The organism is Paenibacillus hubeiensis (genome assembly GCF_032334105.1).
GTDB lineage: Bacteria > Bacillota > Bacilli > Paenibacillales > Paenibacillaceae > Paenibacillus > Paenibacillus hubeiensis.
This window is the reverse complement of sequence record NZ_JAVYAE020000006.1, coordinates 21,224-47,518: the sequence shown is the minus strand read 5'-3', so window position 1 is coordinate 47,518 and position 26,295 is coordinate 21,224. Positions and strand designations below refer to the sequence as shown.

Genomic DNA, 26,295 nt, shown 5'->3' with positions numbered 1-26,295 from the left:
GTGTGAAAAAAATTTGGAACAAGGGCCAAACCCGGTTATTGATAAGGGGGGGAGAGTCTCCGAATTAAGGTTGGTTCAAGGTTGGAAGGATACAATGAGCAGGTATAATAGAAGAAAACATAGGAAACCAATTCACATGCAGAGGGATGGAAAGACGATGAGAATATTAATTGCGGAAGATGAGGTTCACCTGGCAGAAGCCGTGTCGCAAATATTGAAAAAACACAATTACTCCGTGGATATCGTACATGATGGAAGATCGGGTTTGGATAATGCGCTCAGCGGCATTTACGATCTGCTGCTCCTGGACATCATGATGCCGGAAATGGATGGCATTACCGTACTTAAGAAGCTGCGTGCAGAAGGAAATCATACTCCGGTCATTTTGCTGACGGCCAAAGGGGAAATTTCGGACAAGGTTGCCGGACTGGATTACGGCGCAGACGATTATATCGCCAAGCCGTTTGCGACAGAGGAGCTGCTGGCCCGAATTCGGGCGGCGCTGAGGCGGAAGGGCGAGGTAGTACCCGAGGATGCGTTGAAGTTTGGGGACATCGAACTGAACACCGCGCAGCTGAAGCTGAAGGTACAAGGCAAAGAGATCAAGCTGAACCTGAAGGAAAACGAGCTGCTCGAACTGCTGATCACCCGGAAGCAGGCGATTACCTCCAAGGAACAGATCATCGAGAAGCTGTGGGGCTTCGACTCCGACGTGGAGTACAACAACGTCGAAGTGTACATCTCCTTTTTGCGCAAAAAATTGACGTTTCTGCACTCCGAAGTTCGGATCAATACGATTCGGGGCGTAGGTTATGTGCTTGAGGAGACTTCCTGATGTTCCGGCAGCTTCGGAACCGATTCCTGGTCGTTAATCTGGTATCCATCTCCATCATGATGCTGGTTGCTTTCGCGACCATCTATGTGATCACGTATCAGAACGTGCAGCGGGATACGAACATGGAGCTGTACAAAGTATCCGACTTCTATCATGCGCCCAAAATGTCGCATAACGGACAGGGAAACAGCAGCTTGGGAGACATGCGTTCGCCGGGGTTCGGGGGAGGCCCCATGGACGACCCCAATTCTCCGCCTTCGCGTTCCTTGTCGTTCATGGTAAAGACGGACAGCCAGTGGAACATGACGGAGAAGCAGTCCAGATTCGAGGCGGAAGACAGCTTCTATGAAGAGGCGCTCGCGAAAGTCGACCGTTCCGAACGGTCGAGCCGTGCAGTCGGACAGTTTTCGCTGAACGGAACGGAGTGGGCGTACGTCGTCGATTCCGGCAGTGCAAGCAACATGATCGTATTTATGGACGTTACGGCGCAGCAAGGCATTCTGACGAACCTGGTTTATACATTTGCCATTGTAGGATTGGTGATGTTGATCGTCATTTTTTTCCTGAGTCGTTATTTTGCGAACCGGTCAATTGCCCCTGTAAGAGAAGCTTTCGATAAACAGAAGCAGTTCATTGCCGATGCATCCCATGAGTTGAAAACGCCGCTGGCCATCATTAATACCAATACCGACGTACTGCTGGCCAACAGCGAAGATACGATTGCCAACCAATCGAAATGGCTGCATTACATCAAATCGGAAACGGAACGGATGGCCGGGTTGACGAGCAACCTGCTGTACCTGACCGAAATGGATGATAGCCGAGCAAACATGATCCATGCCCGCTTTAATCTGAGCGAGGTGGTGGAGACCGTGATTTTGACGATGGAGGCCGTTATTTTCGAAAAAAACATATCCCTTGATTACAGCGTCGAGCCTGAACTCATGGTGAATGGCAACAGCGAGCAGATCCAGCAGGTCATTCTCATTCTGCTCGATAATGCCGTGAAATACTCCGGTCCCCGGGGGGCGGTGAATCTGACGCTGAAAAAATACCATAATCACGGCGCTCAGCTTGCCGTGTCCAATACCGGTGAGGGGATCGCGCCAGAACATCTGGAGCGAATCTTCGACCGCTTCTATCGGACAGATGCTTCCAGGGCTCGAAAGCATGGTGGCCATGGACTCGGACTGGCCATCGCGCGTTCCATCGTAGAACAGCATCGGGGCGAAATCTTTGCCCGAAGCGTTGTGGGCGAAGGCGCTACTTTCTATGTCCGGTTGCCGCAATAAGCAGCACCATGGCGGCGAAATTGGCGAAGCAGGCATAATGCATGCCTGCTTGGGGCATGGCTATGCTACAATAGCAGATGGAAAAGAACCGAGGGAGTGGACAACATAACATGTCAGAATCAAATGCAATCAACGAGCAGGAAATGATGCAATATATCGCAAACAAAACAAAGGCCGGCCAAGCGGATATCGCGCTTGTCCTGAAGCATGAGCAGGAATATATCAACCGCGCCCATCAGAACGCCAAAGGCGACGTGGACATTGACGGTGACGATTTGGCCGACTACATTGTTGGCCGCAAGGATGTCAAGCTGGACGAATTGACGGTGGAGAGCATTCTCGATGCCGAAATGGATTACCTGATCGAGAAAGGACACGCCGGATACGTGGATTAAGGAGCTGTGAGGAATTGGCGTGTTGAGGCCGTCGTCACATGCCCAAAAGAAAACGAAAGACCTGGATCACCACCGCGCGGGCGATGCTGATACAGGTCTTTTGGTTTGAGGGATTCCAGGCAAGCAGATCTATCTTATTATTTTATTGCCCCATCATCCCGCCATCGACGGTGTACAACGAGGCCGTTACATAAGAAGCTTCTTCGGACAGAAGGAAGTTCATGACGGCAGCCACTTCTTCCGGTTCGCCGTAACGTCCCATCGGAATGCTGGCTACTGTCGCATCTTGATAACCTTCCACGTCGCCGGAATTAGCTTCGATTTGGCGCATCATGCGTGTGTTGATTGTACCCGGCAGAACGGCGTTGACACGGATTCCAAACGATGCAAGCTCATTGGCTGCCGTACGAGTCAATCCGATGACCGCATGTTTGGACATGATGTATGGCGATACTGCCGGTGCGCCCATCAGGCCGGCGAGGGAAGATGTGTTCAGGATCGCGCCGGATTTTTGTTGTTTCATGACCGGAATGACATGCTGCAGTCCAAGGAACACGCCGCGTACGTTCACGTTGTACACGAGGTCGAGCGCTTCGACGCTCAGGTCTTCGATCAGGCCGGTAGGGCCTTCGATGCCTGCATTGTTGGCAAAGTAGTCGATGCGTCCGAACTTGTCAACCGCCTGTTTCACGTAGTTTTTAACGTCTTCTTCTTGGGATACGTTCGCTTTGACCGCGATGACATGTTCTTTGTCGAGTTGAAGTTCTTCAATCGTTTGTTGGATGGCTTCTTCGTTCAAATCGACGAGAACCAGGTTGATTTTGCGTTCGGCGAGACGACGTGCCAATTCTTTGCCGATGCCTCCGGCTGCTCCTGTGATGACGGCTGTTTGTGTATAGGATGTGCTCATGATTAAATCTCTCCTTGTGTATAAAATGGTTGGTGGGCCTATTGATGAATGGTACAAATGGTCATCTGTACTTCCTGTCTTAATGTTAAGATATACACAAAGTTGTGACAATAATCATTGACGATGAAAATGTCCGCTATCGTACATTCATGTAAGCGGTGTTCATTTAGGCTGCAATAATGGACAAAGGAGGCGAAAATGTTGATTATACACCATCCTCAGGATCGGAGGGCACGCAGGACGCAGGATGCAATTATCGCTGCGGCCGTGTCTTTGATTTTGGAAAAAGGGGTAGATGCGGTAACGATTCGCGATATTACGGAACGCGCAGATTATAATCGCGGCACGTTTTATTTGCATTTTCCGGGCAAACCCGAGCTGCTTGAGTTTATGTTGGAGGATTTCATGCAAGGCGTGGGGAGGGCATATGCCGAACCGTATATGAATTTGAAAGAGGTGGACATGACGGCTATGCTGCCTTCCACCATGCCTGTATTTGAATATATCGAGGCCCATCAGGACATCTTTCGGGCGCTCATGACGATGCATAACGACATGAATTCGCGACTGTGCAGCATGTTCAGAACGTATCTGACCAAGGATTTCGTGCTGGTGACCGAGGATAGCGAGCAGACGATCAACTATGACATCATGTTGAGCTATCTCGTTTCGGCTACTGTGGGCGTCATCATGCACTGGGCGGAGACGGGATTCAAATATTCGGCGCACTATATGGGAGAACAATTGACGGCTCTGATCAACATCAAACCGACCCGTCTGCTGATCGAGCCAGGGCAGAAGGGTCGGACGATTCACGAGCGCATATTGTCGGATTAATGAGCACGAGGGGAGTGAGGGCTATACCTTAACCTGTCATGGAGGACTCCGCGGAAGACTGCAGATGCAGCAATTGTTCGCGAACCTTCACGACTTCGCCGATGACGATCAGCGCCGGGTTGCTGATCTTTTCGGATACGGCCAGCATATGCAGGTCGGCCAGCGTACCGGTAATGACACGTTCGGCTGACGTGGTGCCTCGTTCGATCAACGCGGCCGGAGTGGAGCCGCTTTTGCCGTGCCGAAGCAGTTCCTGCTGAATATGGGGCAGCTGGCTTATTCCCATATAGATCGCCAGCGTATCGACGCCGTGCGCGAGCAGGTCCCATCGGACGGAAGAAGCTCTGCCATCGCTGCCCGTTCCGGTGATGCAGGCAAACGAAGAGGAGAGTCCGCGATGGGTGAGCGGGATTTGGGAGGACGCGGAGCTGCCCGTCGCCGAAGTAATGCCGGGCACGATCTCGTAATCGATGCCGGCTTGGGCGAGCGCCAGAGCCTCTTCGCCGCCGCGGCCAAAGACAAACGGATCGCCTCCCTTGAGGCGCACGACCCTTTTTCCTTCAAGGGCATGGGTTACCAGCATGCGTCCGATCATCTCCTGAGTCATGGAGTGCAAGCCAGGAGCTTTGCCGCAGTAGATGCGCAAGGCATCCTCCGGCGCTTCGGCGAGAAGCTGGTCATTTACCAAACGGTCATACAGGATGACATCGGCCCTTTGAATGCATTTCAGCGCTTTGACCGTAATCAGATCAGGATCGCCAGGGCCCGCTCCGATGATGCTGACGATCCCCCGGGAGCCTCGGTTGCTTTGGTTCATGAGCCATTCCTCCTTGATGAAATGTCGGCCATTACTTCCGACCATGCTGTCGCTTATCCTGCAATCGTAATGTAAATATCGCCGCTGCTGCTATCCACTTCGGTTTTGTACGTGTTCAGGCACCCATCGTCCGGTTCATATACTTTGCCGCTCCGCAGGTCGATTTTCCAGTCATGCAGCGGGCAGTGAACGGCCGTGCCGCATACCATGCCTTCCGATAACCTTCCGCCTTTATGGGGGCACCGATTCTCCACCGCATGCAGACTGCCGTCGCTTAGCTTGAATACGGCGATTTCCGTATCGCGGATCATGAAGGTGCGAGCTCCCTTTTCCTCGATGTCCGCCAGATGTCCAATTCGCAATCGATCCATTGCTGTTCCTCCTTCTCTAGTGGGCTGCAGGCTGCACGTTGGCCAGCGGCGTGAAGTTTTTGCGCAGCTCGTCGTTCTCGATAATTTCCTTCCAAGGATCAACGGTATGTCCCAGTGTCAGCTCCAGTCTTTCGATCAAGGCCAGCCGCACGTCCCGGTCCGCCAGCGCTTCCTTCACGTGGTCCAGTCCGACCCGCTCGATCCAGGCTGCCGTTCTTTCGTTCCAGCGAGCGTTCTCGCGGTAATATTGCAAGTAGGCATACGTCCATTCTTCCACTTCCAGATCGGTCTTCACCGTACATAACAGTTCGGCCGCGCGAACCTTGACGCCGCCGTTGCCGCCGACATGGATTTCCCATGCGCCATCGATCGCCACGACGCCGAGATCCTTGATCGTGGCTTCCGCGCAGTTTCGCGGGCAGCCGGATACGGCCAGTTTAACTTTGGCCGGAGCCACCATTTTGTCGAGTTTCTTCTCCAGGCGGATGCCCATTTCGATGGAATCCTGCGTGCCGAAACGGCAGAAGGTGGAGCCTACGCATGTTTTGACCGTCCGCAGCGCTTTACCGTAACCGAAGCCGGAAGGCATATCAAGTTCCTCCCATATTTTCGGCAGGTTTTCCTTTTGCACGCCGAGCAGGTCGAGACGCTGCCCGCCCGTGAATTTGACCATCGGAACGTCGTATTTCTCGGCTACGGTGGCAATTTTAATCAGCTCTGCAGGAGAGGTGACGCCGCCATAGATACGTGGGATGACGGAGTATGTGCCGTCCTTTTGAATGTTGGCATGGTACCGCTCGTTCGTGAATTTCGATACCCGCTCGTCTTCATATTCGCCCGGCCAGATCATGCCGAGGTAATAATTGAGGGACGGACGGCATTTGGAACAGCCTTCAGGCTCGTTCCAGCCGAGCACGTTCATGACCTCTTTGACACTCTTGAGGCCCATCTCCTTGATGCTTGCGACAATCTCGTCACGATCGAGGGAGGTGCATCCGCAGATGCCTTCTTTCACCTGTTCACCGACGGCATCTCCTGCAAAGTGTACGAGCAGCGATTCCACGATGGGCTTACACCCGCCGCAGGAAGCGGAGGCTTTGGTACACGATTTGATTGCGCCAAGTGTATTGCAGCCTTTGTTCAGCACGGCATCGCCAATGGCCGCTTTGGTGACTCCGTTGCATCCGCAGACGATCTCGTCATCCGGCATGGCCGCCATGCGCTCGGCTGCGGACGGGCCGCTGCCTGATCCGCCTCCAGCAGGCACGCCGAGCAGAATTTCCTTCTCGCGGCCGCCGATGTTCTCCCCGCTTTTGATGAGGGAGAAGAGGGAGGCGCCGTCGGTCGTATCGCCGAACAGTACGGCTCCGATCAGCCGGCCATCCTTGATCACCATCTTTTTATAGACATTGTCCACGTCGTCCTGGATCCGGATGCTGCGGGTATCGGCCGAATCCTTGAATTGACCTGCCGAGAACACATCGACGCCGGACACCTTCAGCTTGGTGGAGGTCACCGACCCTTCGTAACCCTGGGTTGCCGCGCCGGCAAGCCGCTTCGCGAGCACCGTCCCTTGTTCGTATAAGGGAGCGACAAGTCCATAGGCGATGCCCCGGTGCTCTGCGCATTCGCCTACAGCCGAGATGCCCGGGATGCTGGTGTTCATGTAATCGTCGACGATGACGCCGCGATTCACCTCGATTCCCGCATTACGGGCAAGATCGATCTGCGGCCGAATGCCGACGGCCATGACTACAAGATCGGCTTCGAGGACCGATTGGTCAGTGAAACGCAGCGCTTTAACCCGTTTTTTGCCCGTAATTTCCTCGGTCTGTTTGTTTAACAGGAACTTCATGCCTTGTGCTTCCAGCTCCCGCTGCAGCATTAATCCTGCAGGAAGGTCGAGGTTCCGGTCCATCAAATGACCGTTGATATGAATCACGGTAACGTCCATCCCGAGATTCAGCAATCCGCGCGCCGCTTCCAGGCCCAATAGTCCGCCGCCAATGACGGCAGCTTTGCGGTAGCTTTGAGACGCTTGCATCATCGTTTCGCAATCCTTGATGTCACGGAAGCCGATGACGCCTTCTTTGTCGGAGCCCGGGATGGGCAGGATGAATGCTTGGGAACCGGTTGCCAGAATCAGTTCGTCATAACTCGCCCGCACGCCGGCTTGGGATAACACTTCCTTGCGATCGGCATCGATGTGAATGACAGGGTCGCCTGGATAGACGCGGATGCCATGTTCTTCGTACCAGCTCCAGTCGTTGATGACGATATCTTCAATGCTCGTTCCGCCGGCCAGTACGGAGGAGAGCATGATCCGGTTGTAATTGGGATGCGGCTCCGCGCCAAAAACGGTAATTTCGTAAGCGTGCGGTGCAAGCTTGAGGATATGTTCAATTGTGCGGATGCCCGCCATGCCATTGCCGACCAGCACCAGTTTTTTCATTGTACTCATGTCGATAACCCCCTTGGTCCATTCTGCGTGATTCCTGCAGCCTTGCCTGAAATAGAAAAAGCCTGTCATGCCCCGGAGGAGTGCGCATACATGCGCATCCCTTGACTCCGAGATTGCAAAACAGGCTTCTTTGCCGTTTTCACCAGCTACGCCGTTGTAACTGTGATCGATATCATATGGTGTTGTTATGGCTAACTATAGAATATCCATCTCAATATGTCAACATAGTTAACACAAAAAAGTAATTGAAATTTGAAGTTAATTATGTTTACATTGGGTGTATCAGCCGGTCGTTTGCTTCTATGAAGCGAGCTGCCTAGGCGTCAGAATCGGTCGTTGAACGAAAAGCTCGTCTCGAATTACATGAAGGCGATTGAAGTGAAAAGTGTCATCCGATGTGACATAAATTAACGATTGAAACGCTTACATTGCGATTTTGTGCAAATTTCCGATTAAGTAGTGGGAGGGATTGATCCGCCATGCGTTCTATATTGGTCATCCGTGTGTCGCCGCCTCCATTCGCCTCATCCGACATGATCCCTCCGACACCGGAGAAGTTGCTGGGGGCTAACGGGTATCATGTTCAGGTTACGAGCAATGAGCAAGATGCTCTCAAGTTGGCCGGCGAAGTGGATGCTTCTGTTCTACATTTACCTCTGACCGAGGCAGAACATTGGGCTGATTGCTTGGGAAAGGGCAAAACGGGAACACCGCTGCTCTGGTGGTGTGCCCCCGATACGGTTTCGACATCCGCTGAGGTTTGCGAGGTCGGTGTTGCCTTCGATGGAATGCTCACCCCTTCCATGGCGGGGGCGGAGATTCATTGGACGCTCCACTTTGCTGCCAGGCATTATATGGAACGCAAGCAGTGGGAACGGGAACGCCAGCAGCTCCATTCCAGGCTGGAGGACCGGAAATGGATCGATATGGCCAAAGCCATTCTGTGTGAGATGAGGCATATCTCCGAATCGGAAGCCTATGATCAATTGCGCAGGAAAGCGATGGATGAACGGAAACGGATGGTGGATGTGGCTAAGGCAATCGTGAAGGCCCATCAGTTGCTTCAGTCTTAATTCGGAAGGGGGATTCATTGTGGATATGTCTGCCATACTTAGAGAGGTTGGACGGGGCAAACGGGGTGCGCGCGATTTGAACTACGAAGAAGCGTTTGCGGTTGCGGGTAAAATATTGAATGGGGAAGTATCTCCGGTGCAGACAGCCGCCTTCCTGATGGCCGAGCGCATGAAAATGGAGAACGTGGAAGAGTTGGAGGCGTTTGTGCATGCCTGCCGTAACGGCGCGGAGCGAATGGCCGTCTTCGAAGACGGGCTGGATTGCGCAGGTCCGTATGACGGCCGAACCAAATCGTTCATGGCGACGTATCCGACCGCCTTTGTGCTTGCCGCTTCAGGGGCACGGGTCACGCTGCACGGCAGCGAGCCTTTGCCTCCCAAGTGGGGGGTGACTTTGCCGGTACTGCTGCGGGAAGCCGGGATTGATCCGCGGCAGATGGATCGCGAGGATGCAAGGGAAGCTGCGCTGCGGACCGGGGTCATGTATGTATCGTCCGAGGACTGGTGCGCGCCGCTGCGTAAGCTTAGACCGCTCCGGGAGGAATTGGGATTCCGTACGGTGTTCAATACGGCGGAGAAGCTGATTGATTTCAACCACTCCCCTTATCTCGTGTTCGGCGTGTTCCATAATACGTTCCTGGACCGGATCGCCAAGCTTCTTACCCGATTCCGGTACCGCCGCGCTTATGTCGTTCAGGGCATGGAAGGCTCCGAGGACTTGTATATTGATCGGCCTACGCGGGTATACGGCGTGGAAAACGGGGAGATGCAGCTGGAGCTCGTGGACCCAGCGGCGTACGATTTGGATATCCCTGCACCCGAGCTGGCGTGGACGGCGAAGAAGCAGCTGGAGGTTGCCGAAGCGGTATTGAGCGGTGAAGCGCATGTTGCTTTTATCAACCAGGTTGCGCTTAATGGAGGTTTTCGCCTGTATGCGATGGGACGCGTCAGTTCCATCGAGGAAGGCATTTATACATGTCAGGGCTTGCTTGAGGATGGATCGGCATACCGCATTTATCGGCAGTGGTGCCTGGCTATGGGCGGGGAGCTGCCGGATCGCAGAACGCTGTCCACATATCCGGCTTCGACCACATAGGAAGCATTATTCCCAAGGGCAGCTAACGGTCAGGAAGTCGGCAAAATTTGTTGCTCTCTTCCCGCCGCTGCCTTCTCATGACTGCCCGTGCAGGGGCGGTTTCATATCGTTTTTTCTCCTCTTCCGTTTCCGGATTGATCCTGGGTACGATCAGCTTGCGTTTATTTTCGTCAAAGCCACAAAGGTAAGAAAGGCCGTTGCGGCGATTTTCTTTTCCCCTGTCTTCAGATCCTCGCGAATCACCTACACGAATATTTTCATCGAACTCCGGCCCGTCCAGGTTGCGAACAGATCCCAGCATTACCGAGTCCGACGATCGATCGGAAACAGGATGTCGACCGCTGAAGCTGCCGAATGCCTCGGTCTTCCGGAATTAGTCTATCCTGTCTTCGCCATGTGCGTAAGCGGTCCATTATTTGTGGAATCTGTCGCGGAATTGGCTTGGAGATTCCCCGGTCCAGCGTTTATACTGCCTGCTGAAATGGGCGATATTTTTATAGCCCAGTCTAGAGGAAACTTCCTTGATGGACGTCTCGGGATTCATGAGCAGCAACTTGGCCTTTTTGAGCATCAGCATAGACATGTACTGTCTTGGCGATAAGCCGAATGAACGGGTAAACATGCGATTGACTGAAGATGTGCTGTATCCGACGTCTTGTGCTATGGACTCAATCGTTTCATGGGTTCGAATTTCCCCCTCCTCACTGTCCATGTCGCCGACGATCTGCTCCAGCCTGGAGGCAACATAGGAAGCGGTGGGGGATATTTGCGACGAGATGCCGTGCCCTTCCTGAGACAGGACATGGCTGAGTGTTCCGAACAGCTCAAACAAGGCGGACAGGATTATCATGCGGGACTGGACGCTCACGCCAGCTCCCTCCAGCGTAAGCATAATCAGTTTGTCCAGTGCGGGACGAATCGCGTTGCTAAGCTCGCTGTCTGAGGCTGAGAAAGGACTGACCCTGGCACATAGCAGCTCTCTGAAATCCGGTTCATCTACATCAAAATGAATGCAGTAATAAGTCATGCCTCGGTGAGCGGCCGCATAGCTTTCGTGTTCCTCTCCCGGGATAAGGAGCAGCAGGTCGCCTGGCTGTTGTGTAAAATGCTGCCCATTCACTTTCATCTCTTGAGTACCGGATAAAACGAGGTTTACCTCGAAGAAGGGATGGGAGTGAACAGGATAGCTCCAATGATGATCTACGGTGCGGTAATGGGCAGCAAAGACACGGAAGGTTGAATTCATATCAGGCAGCATAAACTCAGTTCCTTTATATTCCTCTTTGTTCCCCCTATGATCTCTTATCACATTTTCTCTGCGTTCCATAATCGATGCACCTTCCAATAGGTCAGCAAACTTTTGCTTGATTTGGGTAAATAGTGACTTCTTCTGGATATGGGTAAGTATAAATAACTTTGCTATGATTACAGTATACTACTAAATTTTCACGGATTTCTGCCTGTTGAAGAAGAAGGGTAAATATAGTGCCAGCAGACAGGATTATCCGTAATGCAAAGGAGCAAAACGATGGCTGTTATTCAGAATCCGATCTTGACTGGGTTCAATCCGGATCCAAGCATTTGCCGTGCCGGGGAGGACTACTATATTGCAGTATCGACATTTGAATGGTTTCCGGGTGTAGGAATCTATCATTCAAGAGACCTGAAGAACTGGAGGCTCGTATCAAGGCCTTTAAATCGTCTAAGCCAGCTGAATATGATGGGAAATCCCGATTCAGGAGGCATTTGGGCGCCAGCATTGTCTTACCGTGACGGGAAGTTCTGGCTTATTTACACGGATGTTAAAGTGACGGAGGGACAGTGGAAAGATTCTCATAACTACCTGGTTACCTGTGACACCGTTGACGGAGAATGGTCTGAACCGATTTATTTGAACAGCTCAGGCTTTGATCCCTCCCTGTTCCACGACGAGGACGGCAGAAAGTACCTTGTCAATATGGTTTGGGATCAGCGTGTTGGAAATCACCCTTTCTACGGAATTGCTTTGCAGGAATTTGACCCGGTACAGCAGAAGCTGGTGGGCAAAGCAGAGATTATCTTTAAAGGAACCAGTATCAAGCTGACAGAAGCTCCGCATTTGTACAAAATTGACGGTGTTTACTTCCTGCTCACTGCGGAAGGCGGAACGAAGTATGATCATTGCTCCACGCTGGCCCGTTCCCGAGATCTACGCGGACCTTATGAAGTGCATCCGGAGAATCCACTCATTTCGTCCTTTGCACATCCGAGGAATCCGCTGCAAAAGGCGGGGCACTCTTCCATCGTGCATACGCACACCGACGAGTGGTTCCTTGTCCATTTGACAGGAAGACCTCTTTCGAGAGAAGGACATCCGCTCCTTGATCCGAGAGGATACTGTCCGCTCGGTCGTGAAACAGCGATTCAACGCCTTGAATGGAGAGACGGATGGCCTTACGTCGTCGGCGGCAACCAGCCTTCCCTTCAGATCGAAGGTCCGAATATGGAAGAGGTCAAGTGGGATCCTGACTTCCCGGAAAAAGACGATTTTGACAGCGAAGAGCTGAATCTGCATTTCCAAAGCCTGCGTATTCCGCTTGGCAGCTCGGTTCTCTCATTGACGGATCGCCCGGGGCATTTGAGATTGTACGGCAAAGAGTCCTTCTCGTCCAAGTTTACGCAGGCCTTCATCGCAAGACGCTGGCAGCATTTCCGCTTTACAGCAGAGACGAAAGTTGCGTTTAATCCAACGACTTTCCAGCAATCAGCAGGACTTGCAAACTACTACAATACCCAGAACTGGACCTCCTGCCAGATTACCTGGAATGAGGAAAAGGGAAGGGTGCTGGAGCTTGCAGTATGTGATAACTTCACGTTCTCCCAGCCTCTGCAGGGGCAGGAGATTGTTATCCCGGACGAAGCGGAGTACGTATACCTGCGTGTCGATGTGAAGTACGACATTTACGAGTATTCTTATTCTTGGGATGGCCGGAATTGGTCGACTATTCCAGTACAGTTCCAATCTCACAAGCTGTCGGATGATTACATTCAAGGCGGCGGCTTCTTCACCGGCGCATTTGTGGGCATGCGTTCTCAAGACACATCAGGCCAAAGCCTGCCTGCCGACTTTGATTACTTCATCTACAAGAGCAACGAAGCGTAATCTAAACATGTGTTAAAAAAGCTCCGAGTCTCTCCGCAAAGGATTAATCCTGCGCAAGAGGTTCGGAGCTTCTTGTATTAATCGCATAGACAGCCTGTTCTACATCAGCCTTTTACGGCTCCGGCCGCCATTCCCTCAACAATCCGGTCGCTGAGGAACATGTAGGCAACGAGAATCGGCAGAATACTGATCATCAGCGTCGCACCGATGGCGCCCCAGTCGGTTGTGTACTGGCCGATAAAGTTCTGGACGCCAACGGTCAGTGTTTTATATTGATCGGAGCTGATAAACGTATTTACGAAGATGAATTCATTCCAGTTATAAATCATGTTGATGATTCCTGTTGTGGCAATAACAGAGCTTGTCATCGGAAGAACGATGCGGAAAAACATTCGGTTAACGCTGCATCCGTCGATTACGGCCGCTTCTTCGACCTCTTTAGGAAGCGCATAATAGAAACCCAGCAGGATCATAATCGTAATCGGCATATTAAAGGCGACATAGGAGAGCACCAGTGAAAGCGGATGATCCGTCAGGCCGATCTTGTTAAACATGCTGAACAACGGAATTAATGTGGAATGGACAGGAATCATCATCGCGACCATAAACAGGCCGAGGACAAGAGAGCTGCCCTTCCATTTCATCCGGGTGATGGCAAAGGTCACTAGGCTTCCAAGCACCACGGTGATGATTGTTGCTGCCACGGTTATCCAAACACTGTTGAAAAAGTAAACATCAATATTGCCTGAGTTCCATACCTTTGCATAGTTTTCCCACTTCGGATTTGCCGGTAGAGACAGCGGAGGCAGGTTAAATACCTCCTGGTTATTTTTGAGCGAGAAGAGCAGCAGCCATACGAGTGGAAACAGCTGGAATGCTGCAACCCCGATCAATATAATGTATAGAAGCGAATATCCGGTCTTTTTTAGTATACCGGAACCGGATTGCGCAGATCCGCCAAGCCGGGCAGTGCTTTCCATCATGATGCGTTACCTCCTTATGAGTATTGAATCGTATCTTTGGTCGCTGTTAATTTACGAATGATCCAGGTCACGACAAGACAGATAATGAGCAGGAAAAAGCCGATGGCGCTGCCGTATCCGAAGTCGTAGGATTTAAATGCCTCGCTGTACATATAGGAGGCCATAACTTCACTTGAGCCGTTTGGCCCGCCGCCTGTCATGACGTAGATCAAGTCAAAATATTTAAGCGAACCCACAAGGGATAGCACGATGGTAACCTTAATGACTTCCATAATAAGCGGAAGCTTGATTCTAAGGGCAATCTGTATGCCTGTAGCGCCGTCGATTTTTGCCGCTTCTTCAAGCGATGTCGGGATGTTCTTCAGTGCAGAGTAGTAGATCAGAATATAGAAACCTGCATACTGCCATAGGATGGGAATAAAGAGCGCAATCAGTACAAGTGAAGGGTCTGCCAGCCATGCAGGAGGGTCCTCGAAGCCGATGGACGTCAGAAAGCTGTTAATAACCCCGTTTGTCGGATGGTACATCCGAAGCCACAACTGTGCAATAGCAACAGAGGACAGCAGCATGGGGACGAGATAGATTTTGCGGAACAGATTAGCTCCCTTAATGCGACCCGCTACAACCATAGCCACAGCCAGATATATAATCAAGCTTAAGCCTGAGAAGAAAGCGAGCAAGAGGGAGTGCCAAGCGCTGCTCCAAAATACGCTGTCCTGCAGCAGCTCCTTATAGTGATCCAATCCGATAAATTTCATGGCGCCTATTCCGTTCCATTCATGCAGGCCGTAATATCCAGTTAACAGAATCGGGATATAAACGAGCACCAAAATTAACAGCAGGGATGGAAGGACGTAGAGTGCGATCATCTTCTTGTTAGACATTACCTTATCCATTTGAGTCAAACTCCTTTCCGTTCTGCATAATAAGCTGACCCGGTGCAAGAACCGGGCCAGCTCACCTGATTTTGATGGTTTTCTTGTTGGTTACTTCCCGGAAATAGCCTTGTCATGCTCGGCAGCGAAGTTTTCAGGAGTCACCGCTTTGCCAAACAATGCCTGGATTTGATTCAGATGGGTTTCAGCCGCTGATGCCTGCATCTGCACATCGGCATACAAAGTAATGCTGGTTGCTTTGTTCATTTCGTTGAACAAGTCAATATACAGCTGAGGGAGCTCAAGTGAAGCAGTGTCTACTTTAGTTGCCGGGATCACACCTGCGCCGGTAACAGATTGCTCACCCCATTTAGCTACAAAATACTCTACGAATTTCTTTGCTTCTTCTTTGACTTTGGAATTCTCAGATACGAACAATCCTACGCCGGGTCCGCCTACCCAGCTGTCAACGCTTCCTTTGCCGCCTTCGACTGCAGGGAATTTAAAGAAACCGACGCTGTCGCGGAATTCCTGAGGGATTTCCTCGTTCGTTGTAAAGTTAGGAAGCTCCCAAGTACTCATGATGTACATTGCTGCGTTTCCATTCAGGAACTCGGATTTGGCTTCTTCATTGGAAAGCCCGTTAAAGCCTTTAATAAAAGCGTTGCTGTCTACGAGTGACTGTACTTCAGCTGCCGCTTTGAGCAAGCCTTCATCGGAGAAGGAGCCTTCGCCGTTAATCGCTTTAGCAAGCGCCTCTTGTCCGCCAAAGCGTTCAGCAAGGAACATGTAAATGAGAGATCCTGTCCAGCGGTCCTTATTGCCGAGCGCAATGGGAGCAACACCGTTGTCGGTAAGAGTAGTAATAACCTGTTTCAATTCATCATACGATTGCGGTGTTTCCAGTCCATACTGTTCAAAAATAGCCTTGTTGTAGAAAACAGGGGTAATGTTAAACTCCAGCGGCAGACCGTATGTCTTGCCATCGATATTGAAGGCTTCCGTTGTTCCTTCTACAAATTTTCCGCTTAAATCACCGTCCAGCAGATCATCTAACGGAGTGAACAGTCCGCCTTCAACATAAGGGGCCATAAAGCCTGCAGCCCAGGTAATGCCGACATCAGGCAATTCATTGGAAGCAGAGAGTACCTTCAGCTTGTTTTTATACTGTTCGTTGTCCAGCACTTCTGTCTTGATCGTTACATTCGGGTTTTCTGTCTGGTAATCTTGAATAATTTGATTTACGATTTTATTTTGTCCGGCAGATACACCCTCAGGCCACAGATGCATAAAGCTGATTGTTGTTTTATCGCCGTCCGAGACACCTTCATCTCCATTTGCGCTGCCATTGCTGCCGCTGCTGCCACAGCCGGCAAGCGCGATGGCGAAGCATAGCGTCATGATCATAAACGTCCACTTTTTACTAGATTTGAACACGTTTACATCCCCTTTGCTTATTGATCTTGGTCGGTTGTGAAACCGCTTTATCGACTCTAGTTGAATTGTAGCAAAGCTTTTGTAAGCGCATAACGTAACAGGCTTTGGGTGTAATACCACTTTTATTGGATTTTCTCCTCCGAGCTGGTTTGCAGATTCGCTCTATACCTGCCCGGGCTTACATTCTCCGCTGTTCGAAACACTTTCACAAAATATTTCGGAGTCTGGTATCCGACGAGCTCCGAAATCTCGTTAATGGAAAGTCTCGTATTCACGAGGAGCTCCTTGGCGCGTTGAAGTCTCTTGCGAGTCATATAATCGCTGAAGGTAAGGCCGGTTTGCTCCTTGAACAGGGAACTAAGATAGCTTGTATTCATATGAAGCACCCGGGACAGATCACGCAGGGATACCGGCTCGTTCAGATGCTGATCAAGGTAATCCATCGCTTCCCGAATCGATGTGCTGTACATACGATTCTCTTGAGCGGTCTCCATCAATTTTGGATCGACCAGCTTTTTCATCTGCTCTACTTGGTTCCGGTCCTCATAACGCTTAAGAGCCAGCTCCGCCGCCGCAACGAGCTTCTTCTTGTCGATCGGCTTGAGTAAATATTCGACTACACCGTATTTCAGCGCTCTTTGGGCGTAATCAAACTCGGCATGCCCTGAAATGACAATAACGACAGGAGGGGAGGGGGACGAATGGATTTGTTCAATCAAATCGAGCCCGCTGATTTCCGGCATGCGAATATCGGTAATGACAAGATGGGCATGATTCACCTGCAGCCATGCCAATGCTTCTACTGCACTCGATAAAATATGGATCGTGTGCTGTCCGGATGACCAAGATTCTAGCGTTTTCCGTATGCCTTCTCTGGTTCTCGGTTCATCATCCACAATGAGTATTGTCTTCATGATAAAAAGACCCTCCCGGTTCATTTGGTATCGTAAGTGCAATGACGGTTCCTTTTCCTGCTTGGCTCGTTATACGCATTTCAGGTTCCTTGGTGCTGTAGCTAAGCTTTAATCTTCCGTAGATGTTGGCAATGCCGATGCCCTTTCCTTTTGAAGAAGCCGAACGTCCTTCTTTCATGGCCGTGTATAGGGATTGAATCTTCTCGTCGTCCATTCCCGGTCCGCTGTCTTTGACTATAATCTGCGTATATCCCGGACGTTCTGATGGAGAAACCGTCAGCTCAATGCTCCCTGGGCCGACTTGCTGTTCAATTCCATGTAGAATGGCATTTTCGACAAGGGGCTGAATCAGCAGCTTGGGTATAGGAACAGATCGTAATGAAGGATCGCATGTGATACTCCAGGAGAGCCTGTCTCCCATCCGGATATTCATAATCGTCAAGTAACGCTCAGCATGCGTCAGCTCATGATCTATAGCCACCCACTCGTCCTCATCCCCCCGGTTAATGACATAGCGAAACAGACCGGACATCGCAATGACACTCTCAGCCAGCTCATCCTCTCCTTTTTCGTCAAGCGCCCAGTAGAAGGCTTCCAGCGTGTTAAACAAGAAATGGGGGTTGATCTGAGACTGAAGCGCTTTAAGCTCTGTACGGCTTTGCAAAATTTCTTTTTGATACACGACCTCTACGAGCTCATTCATTCTGTCCACCATCTGATTGTATGTGTTGTTCAGCTCCCGTATTTCAAGTGTGGCAGAGGTAACTGTACTTGGCTTTAACGTCCCGAATTTGGAATTCCGCATCACCTTAATCAAGTTCAGAATGGGCTTCGTAATCATTGTAGATAGAAAAAAGGACAGGATGATGAACAGCAGGGCGCCTCCAATGCCTGAAACGATAATGACGGTTTGAAGCAGGCTGATGCCCTCTGCCTTGTAATCTGCCGGGGATAAAATGACCAGGTTCCAGCCTGTCTTTTCCGAAGGCTTCGTCACCGTGATATACGATTTACCGTCCAGCTGAATGGAAGATTGAAGCTGGTGCGCTTGAATATTCGCGCTGATGCCTGGCATGGGAGCGATCGAAATAGGCTTGCCGGCTCCGTCGAACAGATTCATGTACTCCAGCGGCCGATTGCTGTTGGATTGGGTATCCGTGAGCTGAAAGTAGCTTTTATCGATACGTACGACCAAATAACCGGCTGCCTCAAACGACTGGTTGATCAGTCTGATGTTGCGGATCGCAACGACACTGTGAGAATCCCGCGGATCAATGCCGAACCAGACCAGTCTGCCCTGTGCTCGATCTGCTTCATCCACTAGTCCGTGTTCTACGCGCTGATCCAGCTGCACATCATCCAGCGGCAGAAGTCTACGGTATTCCTTCGTGTAAATTTCGATGGAGCGGATGGAGGCTGCGTAAGCTTCCAGCTTGCGCACCTCTTCCTGCAGGTTTTGTCTCTCTGTAAAGCTGAGTGTCCTGCCTGCGGACTCCTGAGCCAAGTAAAGCTGGACAGAAGGATCCGTCGCGACTTGAGAGGTCCAGGTATCAATTTGGCTCACTAAAGCCTCCAGCTTGCCTGTTGTCTGAATAGCGGTCTGCTCAATGTGGCTTTCCGCATTGTTTCTAAGCAGAACGGAAACCTGCTGATACAGAATAAAAGCAATGGAGCCGAGAACAAGCATCATGACAAATAGGGACCCGATAAAAATTTGATTGCGAAGTGTGTTTAAATTACGGGAATCGATCATGAGGTTCACGTTTCCTTTCAATCTGTAAGTGCTTACATTTTAATTGTTAGCGGTCTTTTAACTTCGATGTGACGTCAGCTGCACATTCTCAAATTCTAATTCGTTCTTCTTCGTTCGACAATACCTTCATCTTCCCGATGCTTGAAAAGGAAAAGTGCTTGAATGAAATGGGGAAATGTTCGAGCATTGAACAAAAGAGGGGCGTCCCTCAGTCATCGATGATGACTTTCGGGACACCCCTTCGAAAAGGATAACAGCGATCGGAAAATGGTACTGCAATCGCAGTAGCCTGGTGTGGTTTAGTTATACGGTTTCTATATTATTAAGCCTTGGCTTTGAAAATGCCGGATGGTCCACCAACGGGCAGGAACGTTCGCCCGAAGTGGGCGTTCAGCACCGAAGCTCCCGTACCGTACAATGATACGATTCCGATGCACAGCTCGGCATAGGCTGCAATGGTATGGAAAATATGCGGGGCAATGCCGAAGGCGTCGAAGGTAAGGCCCAGGAACAGGAAATCGATCAGAATGAAAATGATCAGCAATACCTTGTTCGCTTCCACGGCGCCCAGCGTCATGAACAGGGTGAAGATCAAATATCCGGCAAAAGCGAATCCGAGCTGCTTGCCATCGGTTTGTTCCGCAAGAGTGGAGCCGAACACGCCCATTTTGATCAGCCAGTTTGCCCCCATCGCAAACCAGAAAAATGCGTATGCGCCAAAGGCCGTTGTACCGAAGGTGTTATTTCTTTTCGAATCTTGAATGCAAGCGAACAATTGCGCGAACGCGCCGAGGAAAATCGCCCATGGGATCGCGTAGCTAAGCCCTTCCGTGATGCCGAGCTTTTGGGAAGAGGCGACCAAAGTGACGATGGCCAGCCCGAATAATCCCATCGCGCTGGGATCGGCGTTTATGATTTTGACTTGAGTGCGTGAATCGGTTTGCATAGTTGTTGATAAGCCTCCAATGGTTCAAATCGGATGGTGCGAAGCATACATCCTTGAATGGTTTAATTTTGTATCCGCCGGGTCCGGACACACATTGCCCTATTGTAACTGAATGGTTGATGATTGAAAAGGACATTTATCGCTATGGCGGTGCTGATCCACTGAAACGGTTTTGAGCAAGGGTAATACATCAAAAAATCGGTTTTTTAATGGAAGAAGACGGAAAATTACATGTTCATTCCCTGGGAGAAAGGATAGTATCTAGAAAGTAATTTACTTTTGGTATGGGGAGGGAAGCGGGAGGGCCGATGCGGGGCCCGGAAATGACATAAATCAGAGAAGAAAAACGTTGGATACGACATATTGCAAGCGCTTACTTGTTTAGTGGTTTCATCAATTTGTCTGTAATCATTCAATCATGAGATGACGAAAGGATGGGTATTGATGATCGCGAAGACGCGACGAATCGGCTTGATCTTGCTCATATGGGTGTTTACCATCTCCAGCATAGGCTGGGGGACGATGTTTGGCATGACAACGGTAAGTGCGGCTGCTTCCGAAGGGGATGCTGCCGATGCAATCTTTCATAAATACGACTTCGGTTCGGGAGGGACGGCAGACGGATATACGGCGGTTGACGCGAGCGCTGCTTATTCTGCCGGGGCGGGTTACGGCTTCACGGATCTGTCTAAAGTTACGGTACAGGATCGGGGCACGGAAGATCCGATCAAATCGGACTTTGCCTTGCTGGCCGAAGGAGCAGGCTTCAAGGTTGATTTGCCGAATGGCGATTACACCGTTTCCCTGGTGGCGGGCGACCCGCAAGGGAATACGGACATTGCCATCAAGGTGGAGAGCATGGATAAGGTGCTGCCCACGGCCAAAGCGGCTGGTGAATTTTTGGAGATGAGCTTCGACATTGCGCTGGTGGACGGGCAGATGAACTTTGAGTTCGCCGGAACGGCCGCCAAATTGAATGCGCTTACGATTGAAAGGTTGCCTGAGCGGGAGGCCGGGAGCAAACCGGTGCTGTACCTTGCGGGCGATTCCACCATGCAGACGTATGACCCGTACTGGAAACCTCAAGCCGGATACGGCCAGATGCTGCCATCGTTCTTCAGTGATGCCGTGGAGATCAAAAACCATTCCATCGGCGGACGCAGCTCCAAGTCATTTATTTTCCAAGGCAGGCTGGATGAAATTTTGCGCGCCATTCGTCCGGGCGATTACCTACTGGTTCAATTCGGGCATAACGACGCAACGATCAGCGTTCCCGATCGCTACGCCTCACCCGCCGATTACAAAAACTACCTGAAAACTTACATAGACGGGGTGGAGCAGCGGGGTGCTACGCCAATTCTGGTGACGCCGATGGGACGCCGCGATTTCAACGCGGATACGGGCAAATTTAATGTGTCCTTCCCTGAATACGTGCAGGCGATGAAGGAAGTCGCGGCCGAGAAAAACGTGAAATTGATCGATCTCAGCGCGCTTAGCATCGCATATTACGATTCCATCGGGCCGGAGGCGACCTTGTCGGTATTCCTTCATGTGCCGGCGGGTATCTACCAGGCCTTCCCGAACGGCGCAACGGATAATACCCACTTCCAGGAATACGGAGCGATCCAGATCGCAAGGCTTGTTGCCGGTGCCATCCGTGAGCTGGACCTTCCGTTGTCCGCCGCCGTCAAGGATGCGCAGGTTCCGGCCGAAGTGCCGGCCAAACCGCAGGATCTTAGAGCAGGCAGCATCAGCAACGCAGGGGCTGTGTTGAAATGGACGGCTGATGACGCCGCTGATATTTACAAAGTGTACCGGAAACTGGCATCCGAGCCGGAATCAGCCTACAAGCTGGCAGGAACGGCCACCGTGCCTACGCTTACGCTTAGCGGATTGGCCGAAGGACAATCCTACACCGTTCGAGTTACTGCCGTGAACGGACGCGGCGAATCGGAAGCTTCGGATGAAGTCGGCTTTACGACCAAATCGGCCAATTACCGTTATGATTTCGGCCCGGTCGGCTCGCCGGTAGCTGCAGGGTACACCGAGGTCAATCGGAATACGATTTATACGCAGGAACGGGGTTACGGCCTGACCTCTTCAGCCAATATGGCTGATCGGGACCGTGGCAGCGCCACCGATGACCTGCGCCGCGATTTCGTCATTTATTTCGGCGGGTCGTACGAATTCAAGGTGGATTTGCCGAACGGAACGTACTCGGTGAAGACGTATACGGGCGACTGGATCGGATCGGCCAGAACGAACGTTAACATCGAAGGCAAAGATTACGGTACCGTCTCCTCCGGAGCCCAAAATATTGCCGAAAAGGTGTTCAACCAAGTCACGGTTCAGGATGGACAGATGAATCTGGTGTTCAGCGGACAAACGGCGCATTTGAACGGGATCGAGATCACGCCCGTATTGACGGCTCCCGCAAACCTGAAGCTGGATGAATTGAACCTCGACGCCGATCCGATTACGGCTGCCCTTTCATGGGAAGCGGCGGCGGATGCGGCCGAGTACAAGGTGTATCGCCAATCCCGCGGAGCCTCCAAGGCCGAGCTGCTGGTTACGACGGCAGAGACCGTCTACGTGGACAACGAAGTGGAGCTGGGCGGAGAATATGTATACACGGTTACAGCCGTGGACAGCACGGGGACGGAATCGGTAACTTCCAATGCCTTGTCCGTATCGACCATTGATTCCACCGTCGACAAAGCCGAAGTGCCTTCCGGCTTAACGTTGCAGAACATTAACAAGAACGATGCCACCATCGGCTGGAATGAAGCTGCAGGCGCACGTTCATATCAGATTTATCGCGCGGTCAAGGCAGACGGACCTTACGACCTGATCGGTCGAACCAAAGAAACGGCATATACGGATTCCACGATTCTGAGCACGATTCCTTATTACTACAAAGTCGCTTCCGTCAATGCGGGCGGCGTATCGGAGCTGTCGGCCGTCCTTGAGACGCCTGTCGCAACGAAGCTGGAACGCGAGATGGAGTATTTGGATCGCGCACCGGTAGCGGTTCGGACGGATAACGGCAACTATCTCGGCTGGCGCATGCTGGGCCTCGACCCTGAATCCATTGCATTCAACGTATATCGCGACGGAGAAAAGCTGAATGAGGAGCCGATCGCGAATAGCACGAACTATACCGATGCGGAAGGAACGGAGAATTCCAAATACCGCATTACAAGTGTGTTGAATGGCATTGAAAAAGCGGCGACCAAGGAGTTCGGCGTATGGCAGGAGCAGTATTTGCCGATACCGCTGCAGAAGCCAGCGGATGCCTATACGAAAGATGGTCAGCCATATACGTACCATGCTGGCGATGCCAGCGTGGGTGACCTGGACGGTGACGGAGAGTACGAGATCGTGCTGATGTGGTATCCATCTAACGCTAAAGACAACTCCCAGGCCGGATACACGGGCATCGTGTACATGGACGCTTACAAGCTGGACGGAACCAGGCTGTGGCGCATCGACATGGGGCGGAATATTCGCGCAGGGGCTCACTACTCTCCGTTCTTGGTATACGACTTTGACGGCGATGGCCGGGCAGAGCTGATGATGCGTACTGCCGACGGCACCGTCGACGGGCAGGGCAAGGTGATTGGCGACGCCGATGCCGACCACCGCAACAGCTCGGGGTATGTTTTGCTCGGCGACGAGTTCCTCACCGTGTTTGACGGCAAGACCGGAGCTGCTCTCGATACGGTGGACTATGATCCGCCGCGTGGGGACGTGGCTTCATGGGGAGACGGATACGGCAATCGCGTAGACCGCTTCCTGGCAGCGGTAGCTTATGTGGACGGGGAACGTCCAAGCGCCATGTTCAGCCGCGGTTATTATACGCGCACCGTGCTTGCAACCTATAACTTCCGCGACGGCAAACTCAGCCAGGTATGGCGTTTCGATTCCAATGATGACGGGCACGCGGAGTATGCCGGTCAAGGCAATCATAATTTGTCGGTTGCCGACGTCGACGGAGATGGCAAGGACGAAATTACGTTTGGTGCCATGGCGATCGATGATGACGGCAAACCGTTGTACAACACCAAGCTCGGCCACGGGGATGCCATGCATTTAAGCGATCTGGATCCGACGCGTTCGGGATTGGAAGTGTTCGGCGTGCACGAGAACAAAAGCTCGCAGTACGGAATGGAAATGCGCGATGCAGCGACAGGAGAAGTGCTTTGGGGCGTATTCACCGGCATGGATACCGGACGCGGTATGGCGGCAGACATCGATCCGAATTACCCGGGATCGGAAGTATGGGCTGCAACCATTACGAATGAACAGCATATCCCGATTACCGGTCTGTACAATGCGCAGGGGGAACTGATCTCCGCGAATATTCCTTCTTCCACGAATTTCGGCATCTGGTGGGACGGGGACCTGCTGCGCGAGCTGCAGGACGGTATTCGAGTCGACAAATGGGACTACGAAAATCAAACCACGGTGAACCTGCTCACGGCTGCGGGATCAGCCTCCAATAACGGCACCAAAGCCAATCCGAGCTTGCAGGCTGACCTGTTCGGCGATTGGCGCGAGGAAGTGATGTGGCGCAGCGAGGACAGCTCGGAGCTCCGCATCTACACGACAACGGATGAGACGGACGTGAGAATTCGCACGCTGATGCATGACCCGGTGTATCGTCTTGGCGTAGCATGGCAAAATGTTGCCTATAACCAACCGCCGCATACGGGTTTTCATCTTGGCGTAGGCATGGAACAGCCTGCAGCACCGAGCATCCGCTATGTCGGTGAACCGCAAGCCCCCGAGGATACAACCCCTCCGGTCATTTCCGGACTGCCTGCAGAGAAAATGAAGGAAGATGAAGTATTGAAGGTGGACGTCCAAGCCGAAGATCCCGAATCGGGCATTACCCAACTGGTGCTGACCTGGGATGGGGAGCTGGTGAAACAGGGTGACGAAATCAGTCTGAAGGGTCTGGTCGGCAAGCACAAGTTCACTGCACGAGCGGTGAATGGAGCCGGTCTGGCCACCGAATTGTCGGTCGAAGTGACGGTCGTGACTGCGGATCAGGCAGACGGGGCACCGGGAATGCCGGTGTTGTCCGATAATAACACGCATGGAGGCGGCCTCGCTGATGGAAGTTATACGATCACGATGAACATGTGGTGGGGAAACAACGGTACCGAATACAAATTGTATGAGAACGGCGAGCTGATCGATACCCAGCAGCTTGCTGCGTCGACGCCATCGGCCCAGAAGGCGGTCACGGACATTTCAGGACGAGTCAACGGCACATATGTTTACACGTGTGAGCTGATAAATGCCAAAGGGACGACCGAATGTGCGCCGCTCACCGTGACGGTTGCGGATGCATCGCCAGGCCAACCTGTGCTTTCATCCGACAATTGGGATGGCGACGGCAATTACATCATTACCATCAATATGTGGTGGGGCACCAATGCTACCTCATATCGCCTGTATGAGAACGGAGCAGAGATCGATGCACAGACGCTGACGGCAGCCACGCCTAATGCCCAAGAGGCGAAGGTGACGATCTCGGACAGAGCTCCGGGGGAATATGAGTATGTTGTGGAATGGATCAATGAAAGTGGATCGGTAAAGAGTGATGTCTTGAAGGTAACCGTCAGACCTTGAATAATCCAGATCACAAAGCGATAACGAATTGATCGGTTGGCAAATGAGGAGAAGCACCTCTCTGCAATCTGGGTCGGCCCATGCGGGTCGAATCTCGACAGAGGGGTGCTTTTTTGTCTGCATGGACTAGAAATTCATTTTTCTTGCAAATGTGATGTCATAAAAAGCGACAAGTGGGTAATATTCACAGTATAGTCACATTGGAATTTGTGATCGTAATCCATCGGGTTATTACTCCATTTCTAGTATTTTGCAGCATTCGATTCATGTTGTACTAGAACACAATATATAGACGCCTATTAACGATGTGATCCCATATATGGCTATGAATGAGGGGGGATTTGGGGTTTTTCGTCATTATTTTTTGATATTATAGAGTCAAATTGTGCCTTAATGTGTTACTATATCCGTAAAGAATCTCAAAAAATGGGTGATGCAGCCGCACCCGAGCCGATGATGCCATATGTTAATCCAACCGAAGATTGACAGCAAAACCTAAACTATATCACAGTATTAAG

19 protein-coding genes are annotated in these 26,295 nt (G+C 51.5%); 8 read left to right on the top strand and 11 right to left on the bottom strand.

Features of this window, described 5'->3' with window-relative positions:
* Positions 1-157 precede the first annotated feature (157 nt).
* The 3 genes from RSX24_RS17140 to RSX24_RS17130 all read left to right on the top strand — a co-directional run bounded on the left by RSX24_RS17140 (position 158) and on the right by RSX24_RS17130 (position 2,522).
* The gene (locus tag RSX24_RS17140; protein WP_236413405.1) at positions 158-835 is read left to right on the top strand and encodes a response regulator transcription factor; all 678 of its coding nucleotides are present in this window, start codon (positions 158-160) and stop codon (positions 833-835) included.
* Positions 835-2,127, top strand: a complete 1,293-nt coding sequence (locus tag RSX24_RS17135; RefSeq protein ID WP_343261276.1) for a sensor histidine kinase — start codon at positions 835-837, stop codon at positions 2,125-2,127. The genes RSX24_RS17140 and RSX24_RS17135 overlap by 1 nt, the downstream gene beginning before the upstream one ends.
* Before the next feature lie 110 nt (positions 2,128-2,237).
* A complete protein-coding gene (locus RSX24_RS17130; protein ID WP_343261275.1) occupies positions 2,238-2,522 on the top strand; it encodes a hypothetical protein in 285 nt (94 codons plus the stop codon).
* Positions 2,523-2,664: 142 nt separating this feature from the next.
* Here the strand turns inward: RSX24_RS17130 and RSX24_RS17125 are convergent, their stop codons facing one another.
* On the bottom strand, positions 2,665-3,432 hold the full coding sequence (locus RSX24_RS17125) for an SDR family NAD(P)-dependent oxidoreductase (RefSeq protein WP_236413400.1): 768 nt from the start codon (positions 3,430-3,432) through the stop codon (positions 2,665-2,667).
* A 198-nt stretch (positions 3,433-3,630) separates the two neighbouring features.
* Here RSX24_RS17125 and RSX24_RS17120 point away from each other — a divergent pair, with 198 nt between their 5' ends.
* A complete protein-coding gene (locus tag RSX24_RS17120; RefSeq protein WP_343261274.1) occupies positions 3,631-4,269 on the top strand; it encodes a TetR/AcrR family transcriptional regulator in 639 nt (212 codons plus the stop codon).
* Positions 4,270-4,297: 28 nt separating this feature from the next.
* On the opposite strand, the gene cobA is transcribed toward RSX24_RS17120, so the two are convergent.
* Genes cobA through nirB form a run of 3 tightly spaced genes read right to left on the bottom strand, consistent with a single transcriptional unit; the run spans position 4,298 to position 7,918 of the window.
* A complete protein-coding gene (gene cobA, locus RSX24_RS17115) occupies positions 4,298-5,086 on the bottom strand; it encodes a uroporphyrinogen-III C-methyltransferase (RefSeq protein ID WP_343261273.1) in 789 nt (262 codons plus the stop codon).
* A gap of 53 nt (positions 5,087-5,139) precedes the next feature.
* Positions 5,140-5,457: a nitrite reductase small subunit NirD gene (nirD, locus tag RSX24_RS17110; protein WP_236413395.1), complete on the bottom strand. Its 318-nt coding sequence runs from the start codon at positions 5,455-5,457 to the stop codon at positions 5,140-5,142.
* Positions 5,458-5,473: 16 nt separating this feature from the next.
* Entirely contained in the window at positions 5,474-7,918 is a 2,445-nt protein-coding gene (nirB, locus tag RSX24_RS17105) for a nitrite reductase large subunit NirB (protein ID WP_343261272.1), read from the bottom strand.
* A gap of 479 nt (positions 7,919-8,397) precedes the next feature.
* Between nirB and RSX24_RS17100 the strand changes: the two genes are divergently transcribed.
* Complete coding sequence (locus tag RSX24_RS17100; RefSeq protein ID WP_236413393.1) at positions 8,398-8,991, top strand: ANTAR domain-containing response regulator; 594 nt, start codon at positions 8,398-8,400, stop codon at positions 8,989-8,991.
* Between the two features lie 19 nt (positions 8,992-9,010).
* Positions 9,011-10,087, top strand: a complete 1,077-nt coding sequence (locus RSX24_RS17095; protein ID WP_438286852.1) for an anthranilate phosphoribosyltransferase — start codon at positions 9,011-9,013, stop codon at positions 10,085-10,087.
* A 412-nt stretch (positions 10,088-10,499) separates the two neighbouring features.
* Here the strand turns inward: RSX24_RS17095 and RSX24_RS17085 are convergent, their stop codons facing one another.
* On the bottom strand, positions 10,500-11,345 hold the full coding sequence (locus RSX24_RS17085) for an AraC family transcriptional regulator (protein ID WP_343261271.1): 846 nt from the start codon (positions 11,343-11,345) through the stop codon (positions 10,500-10,502).
* A gap of 270 nt (positions 11,346-11,615) precedes the next feature.
* Between RSX24_RS17085 and RSX24_RS17080 the strand changes: the two genes are divergently transcribed.
* Positions 11,616-13,229 carry a glycoside hydrolase family 43 protein gene (locus RSX24_RS17080; RefSeq protein ID WP_343261270.1) on the top strand — a complete coding sequence of 538 codons (1,614 nt, stop codon included), beginning with the start codon at positions 11,616-11,618 and terminating at the stop codon, positions 13,227-13,229.
* Positions 13,230-13,333: 104 nt separating this feature from the next.
* On the opposite strand, the gene RSX24_RS17075 is transcribed toward RSX24_RS17080, so the two are convergent.
* From RSX24_RS17075 to RSX24_RS17050, 6 genes are all read right to left on the bottom strand, one after another.
* A complete protein-coding gene (locus tag RSX24_RS17075) occupies positions 13,334-14,212 on the bottom strand; it encodes a carbohydrate ABC transporter permease (RefSeq protein WP_339275212.1) in 879 nt (292 codons plus the stop codon).
* A gap of 14 nt (positions 14,213-14,226) precedes the next feature.
* A complete protein-coding gene (locus RSX24_RS17070; protein WP_236413388.1) occupies positions 14,227-15,108 on the bottom strand; it encodes a carbohydrate ABC transporter permease in 882 nt (293 codons plus the stop codon).
* 90 nt (positions 15,109-15,198) lie between these two features.
* On the bottom strand, positions 15,199-16,494 hold the full coding sequence (locus RSX24_RS17065; protein ID WP_343261269.1) for an extracellular solute-binding protein: 1,296 nt from the start codon (positions 16,492-16,494) through the stop codon (positions 15,199-15,201).
* Between the two features lie 152 nt (positions 16,495-16,646).
* Positions 16,647-17,438, bottom strand: a complete 792-nt coding sequence (locus tag RSX24_RS17060; protein ID WP_343261268.1) for a response regulator transcription factor — start codon at positions 17,436-17,438, stop codon at positions 16,647-16,649.
* Positions 17,413-19,191, bottom strand: a complete 1,779-nt coding sequence (locus RSX24_RS17055) for a cache domain-containing sensor histidine kinase (protein ID WP_343261267.1) — start codon at positions 19,189-19,191, stop codon at positions 17,413-17,415. Before RSX24_RS17055 ends, RSX24_RS17060 begins: the two co-directional genes overlap by 26 nt.
* Positions 19,192-19,513: 322 nt before the next feature.
* The gene (locus RSX24_RS17050; protein ID WP_236413383.1) at positions 19,514-20,137 is read right to left on the bottom strand and encodes an acetate uptake transporter; all 624 of its coding nucleotides are present in this window, start codon (positions 20,135-20,137) and stop codon (positions 19,514-19,516) included.
* 444 nt (positions 20,138-20,581) lie between these two features.
* Between RSX24_RS17050 and RSX24_RS17045 the strand changes: the two genes are divergently transcribed.
* Positions 20,582-25,777: a rhamnogalacturonan lyase family protein gene (locus RSX24_RS17045; protein WP_343261266.1), complete on the top strand. Its 5,196-nt coding sequence runs from the start codon at positions 20,582-20,584 to the stop codon at positions 25,775-25,777.
* Positions 25,778-26,295 lie beyond the last annotated feature (518 nt).

What these genes read in the sequence shown, in the direction of transcription:
- RSX24_RS17060 (WP_343261268.1), bottom strand. Translation starts at nt 17,438, where the DNA reads ATGAAGACAATACTCATTGTGGATGATGAACCGAGAACCAGAGAAGGC.
- RSX24_RS17070 (WP_236413388.1), bottom strand. Translation starts at nt 15,108, where the DNA reads ATGGATAAGGTAATGTCTAACAAGAAGATGATCGCACTCTACGTCCTT.
- RSX24_RS17055 (WP_343261267.1), bottom strand. Translation starts at nt 19,191, where the DNA reads ATGATCGATTCCCGTAATTTAAACACACTTCGCAATCAAATTTTTATC.
- RSX24_RS17125 (WP_236413400.1), bottom strand. Translation starts at nt 3,432, where the DNA reads ATGAGCACATCCTATACACAAACAGCCGTCATCACAGGAGCAGCCGGA.
- RSX24_RS17065 (WP_343261269.1), bottom strand. Translation starts at nt 16,494, where the DNA reads ATGATCATGACGCTATGCTTCGCCATCGCGCTTGCCGGCTGTGGCAGC.
- RSX24_RS17100 (WP_236413393.1), top strand. Translation starts at nt 8,398, where the DNA reads ATGCGTTCTATATTGGTCATCCGTGTGTCGCCGCCTCCATTCGCCTCA.
- RSX24_RS17130 (WP_343261275.1), top strand. Translation starts at nt 2,238, where the DNA reads ATGTCAGAATCAAATGCAATCAACGAGCAGGAAATGATGCAATATATC.
- RSX24_RS17080 (WP_343261270.1), top strand. Translation starts at nt 11,616, where the DNA reads ATGGCTGTTATTCAGAATCCGATCTTGACTGGGTTCAATCCGGATCCA.
- RSX24_RS17075 (WP_339275212.1), bottom strand. Translation starts at nt 14,212, where the DNA reads ATGATGGAAAGCACTGCCCGGCTTGGCGGATCTGCGCAATCCGGTTCC.
- RSX24_RS17140 (WP_236413405.1), top strand. Translation starts at nt 158, where the DNA reads ATGAGAATATTAATTGCGGAAGATGAGGTTCACCTGGCAGAAGCCGTG.
- RSX24_RS17050 (WP_236413383.1), bottom strand. Translation starts at nt 20,137, where the DNA reads ATGCAAACCGATTCACGCACTCAAGTCAAAATCATAAACGCCGATCCC.
- RSX24_RS17045 (WP_343261266.1), top strand. Translation starts at nt 20,582, where the DNA reads ATGATCGCGAAGACGCGACGAATCGGCTTGATCTTGCTCATATGGGTG.
- nirB (WP_343261272.1), bottom strand. Translation starts at nt 7,918, where the DNA reads ATGAGTACAATGAAAAAACTGGTGCTGGTCGGCAATGGCATGGCGGGC.
- RSX24_RS17120 (WP_343261274.1), top strand. Translation starts at nt 3,631, where the DNA reads ATGTTGATTATACACCATCCTCAGGATCGGAGGGCACGCAGGACGCAG.
- RSX24_RS17135 (WP_343261276.1), top strand. Translation starts at nt 835, where the DNA reads ATGTTCCGGCAGCTTCGGAACCGATTCCTGGTCGTTAATCTGGTATCC.
- cobA (WP_343261273.1), bottom strand. Translation starts at nt 5,086, where the DNA reads ATGAACCAAAGCAACCGAGGCTCCCGGGGGATCGTCAGCATCATCGGA.
- RSX24_RS17085 (WP_343261271.1), bottom strand. Translation starts at nt 11,345, where the DNA reads ATGCTGCCTGATATGAATTCAACCTTCCGTGTCTTTGCTGCCCATTAC.
- nirD (WP_236413395.1), bottom strand. Translation starts at nt 5,457, where the DNA reads ATGGATCGATTGCGAATTGGACATCTGGCGGACATCGAGGAAAAGGGA.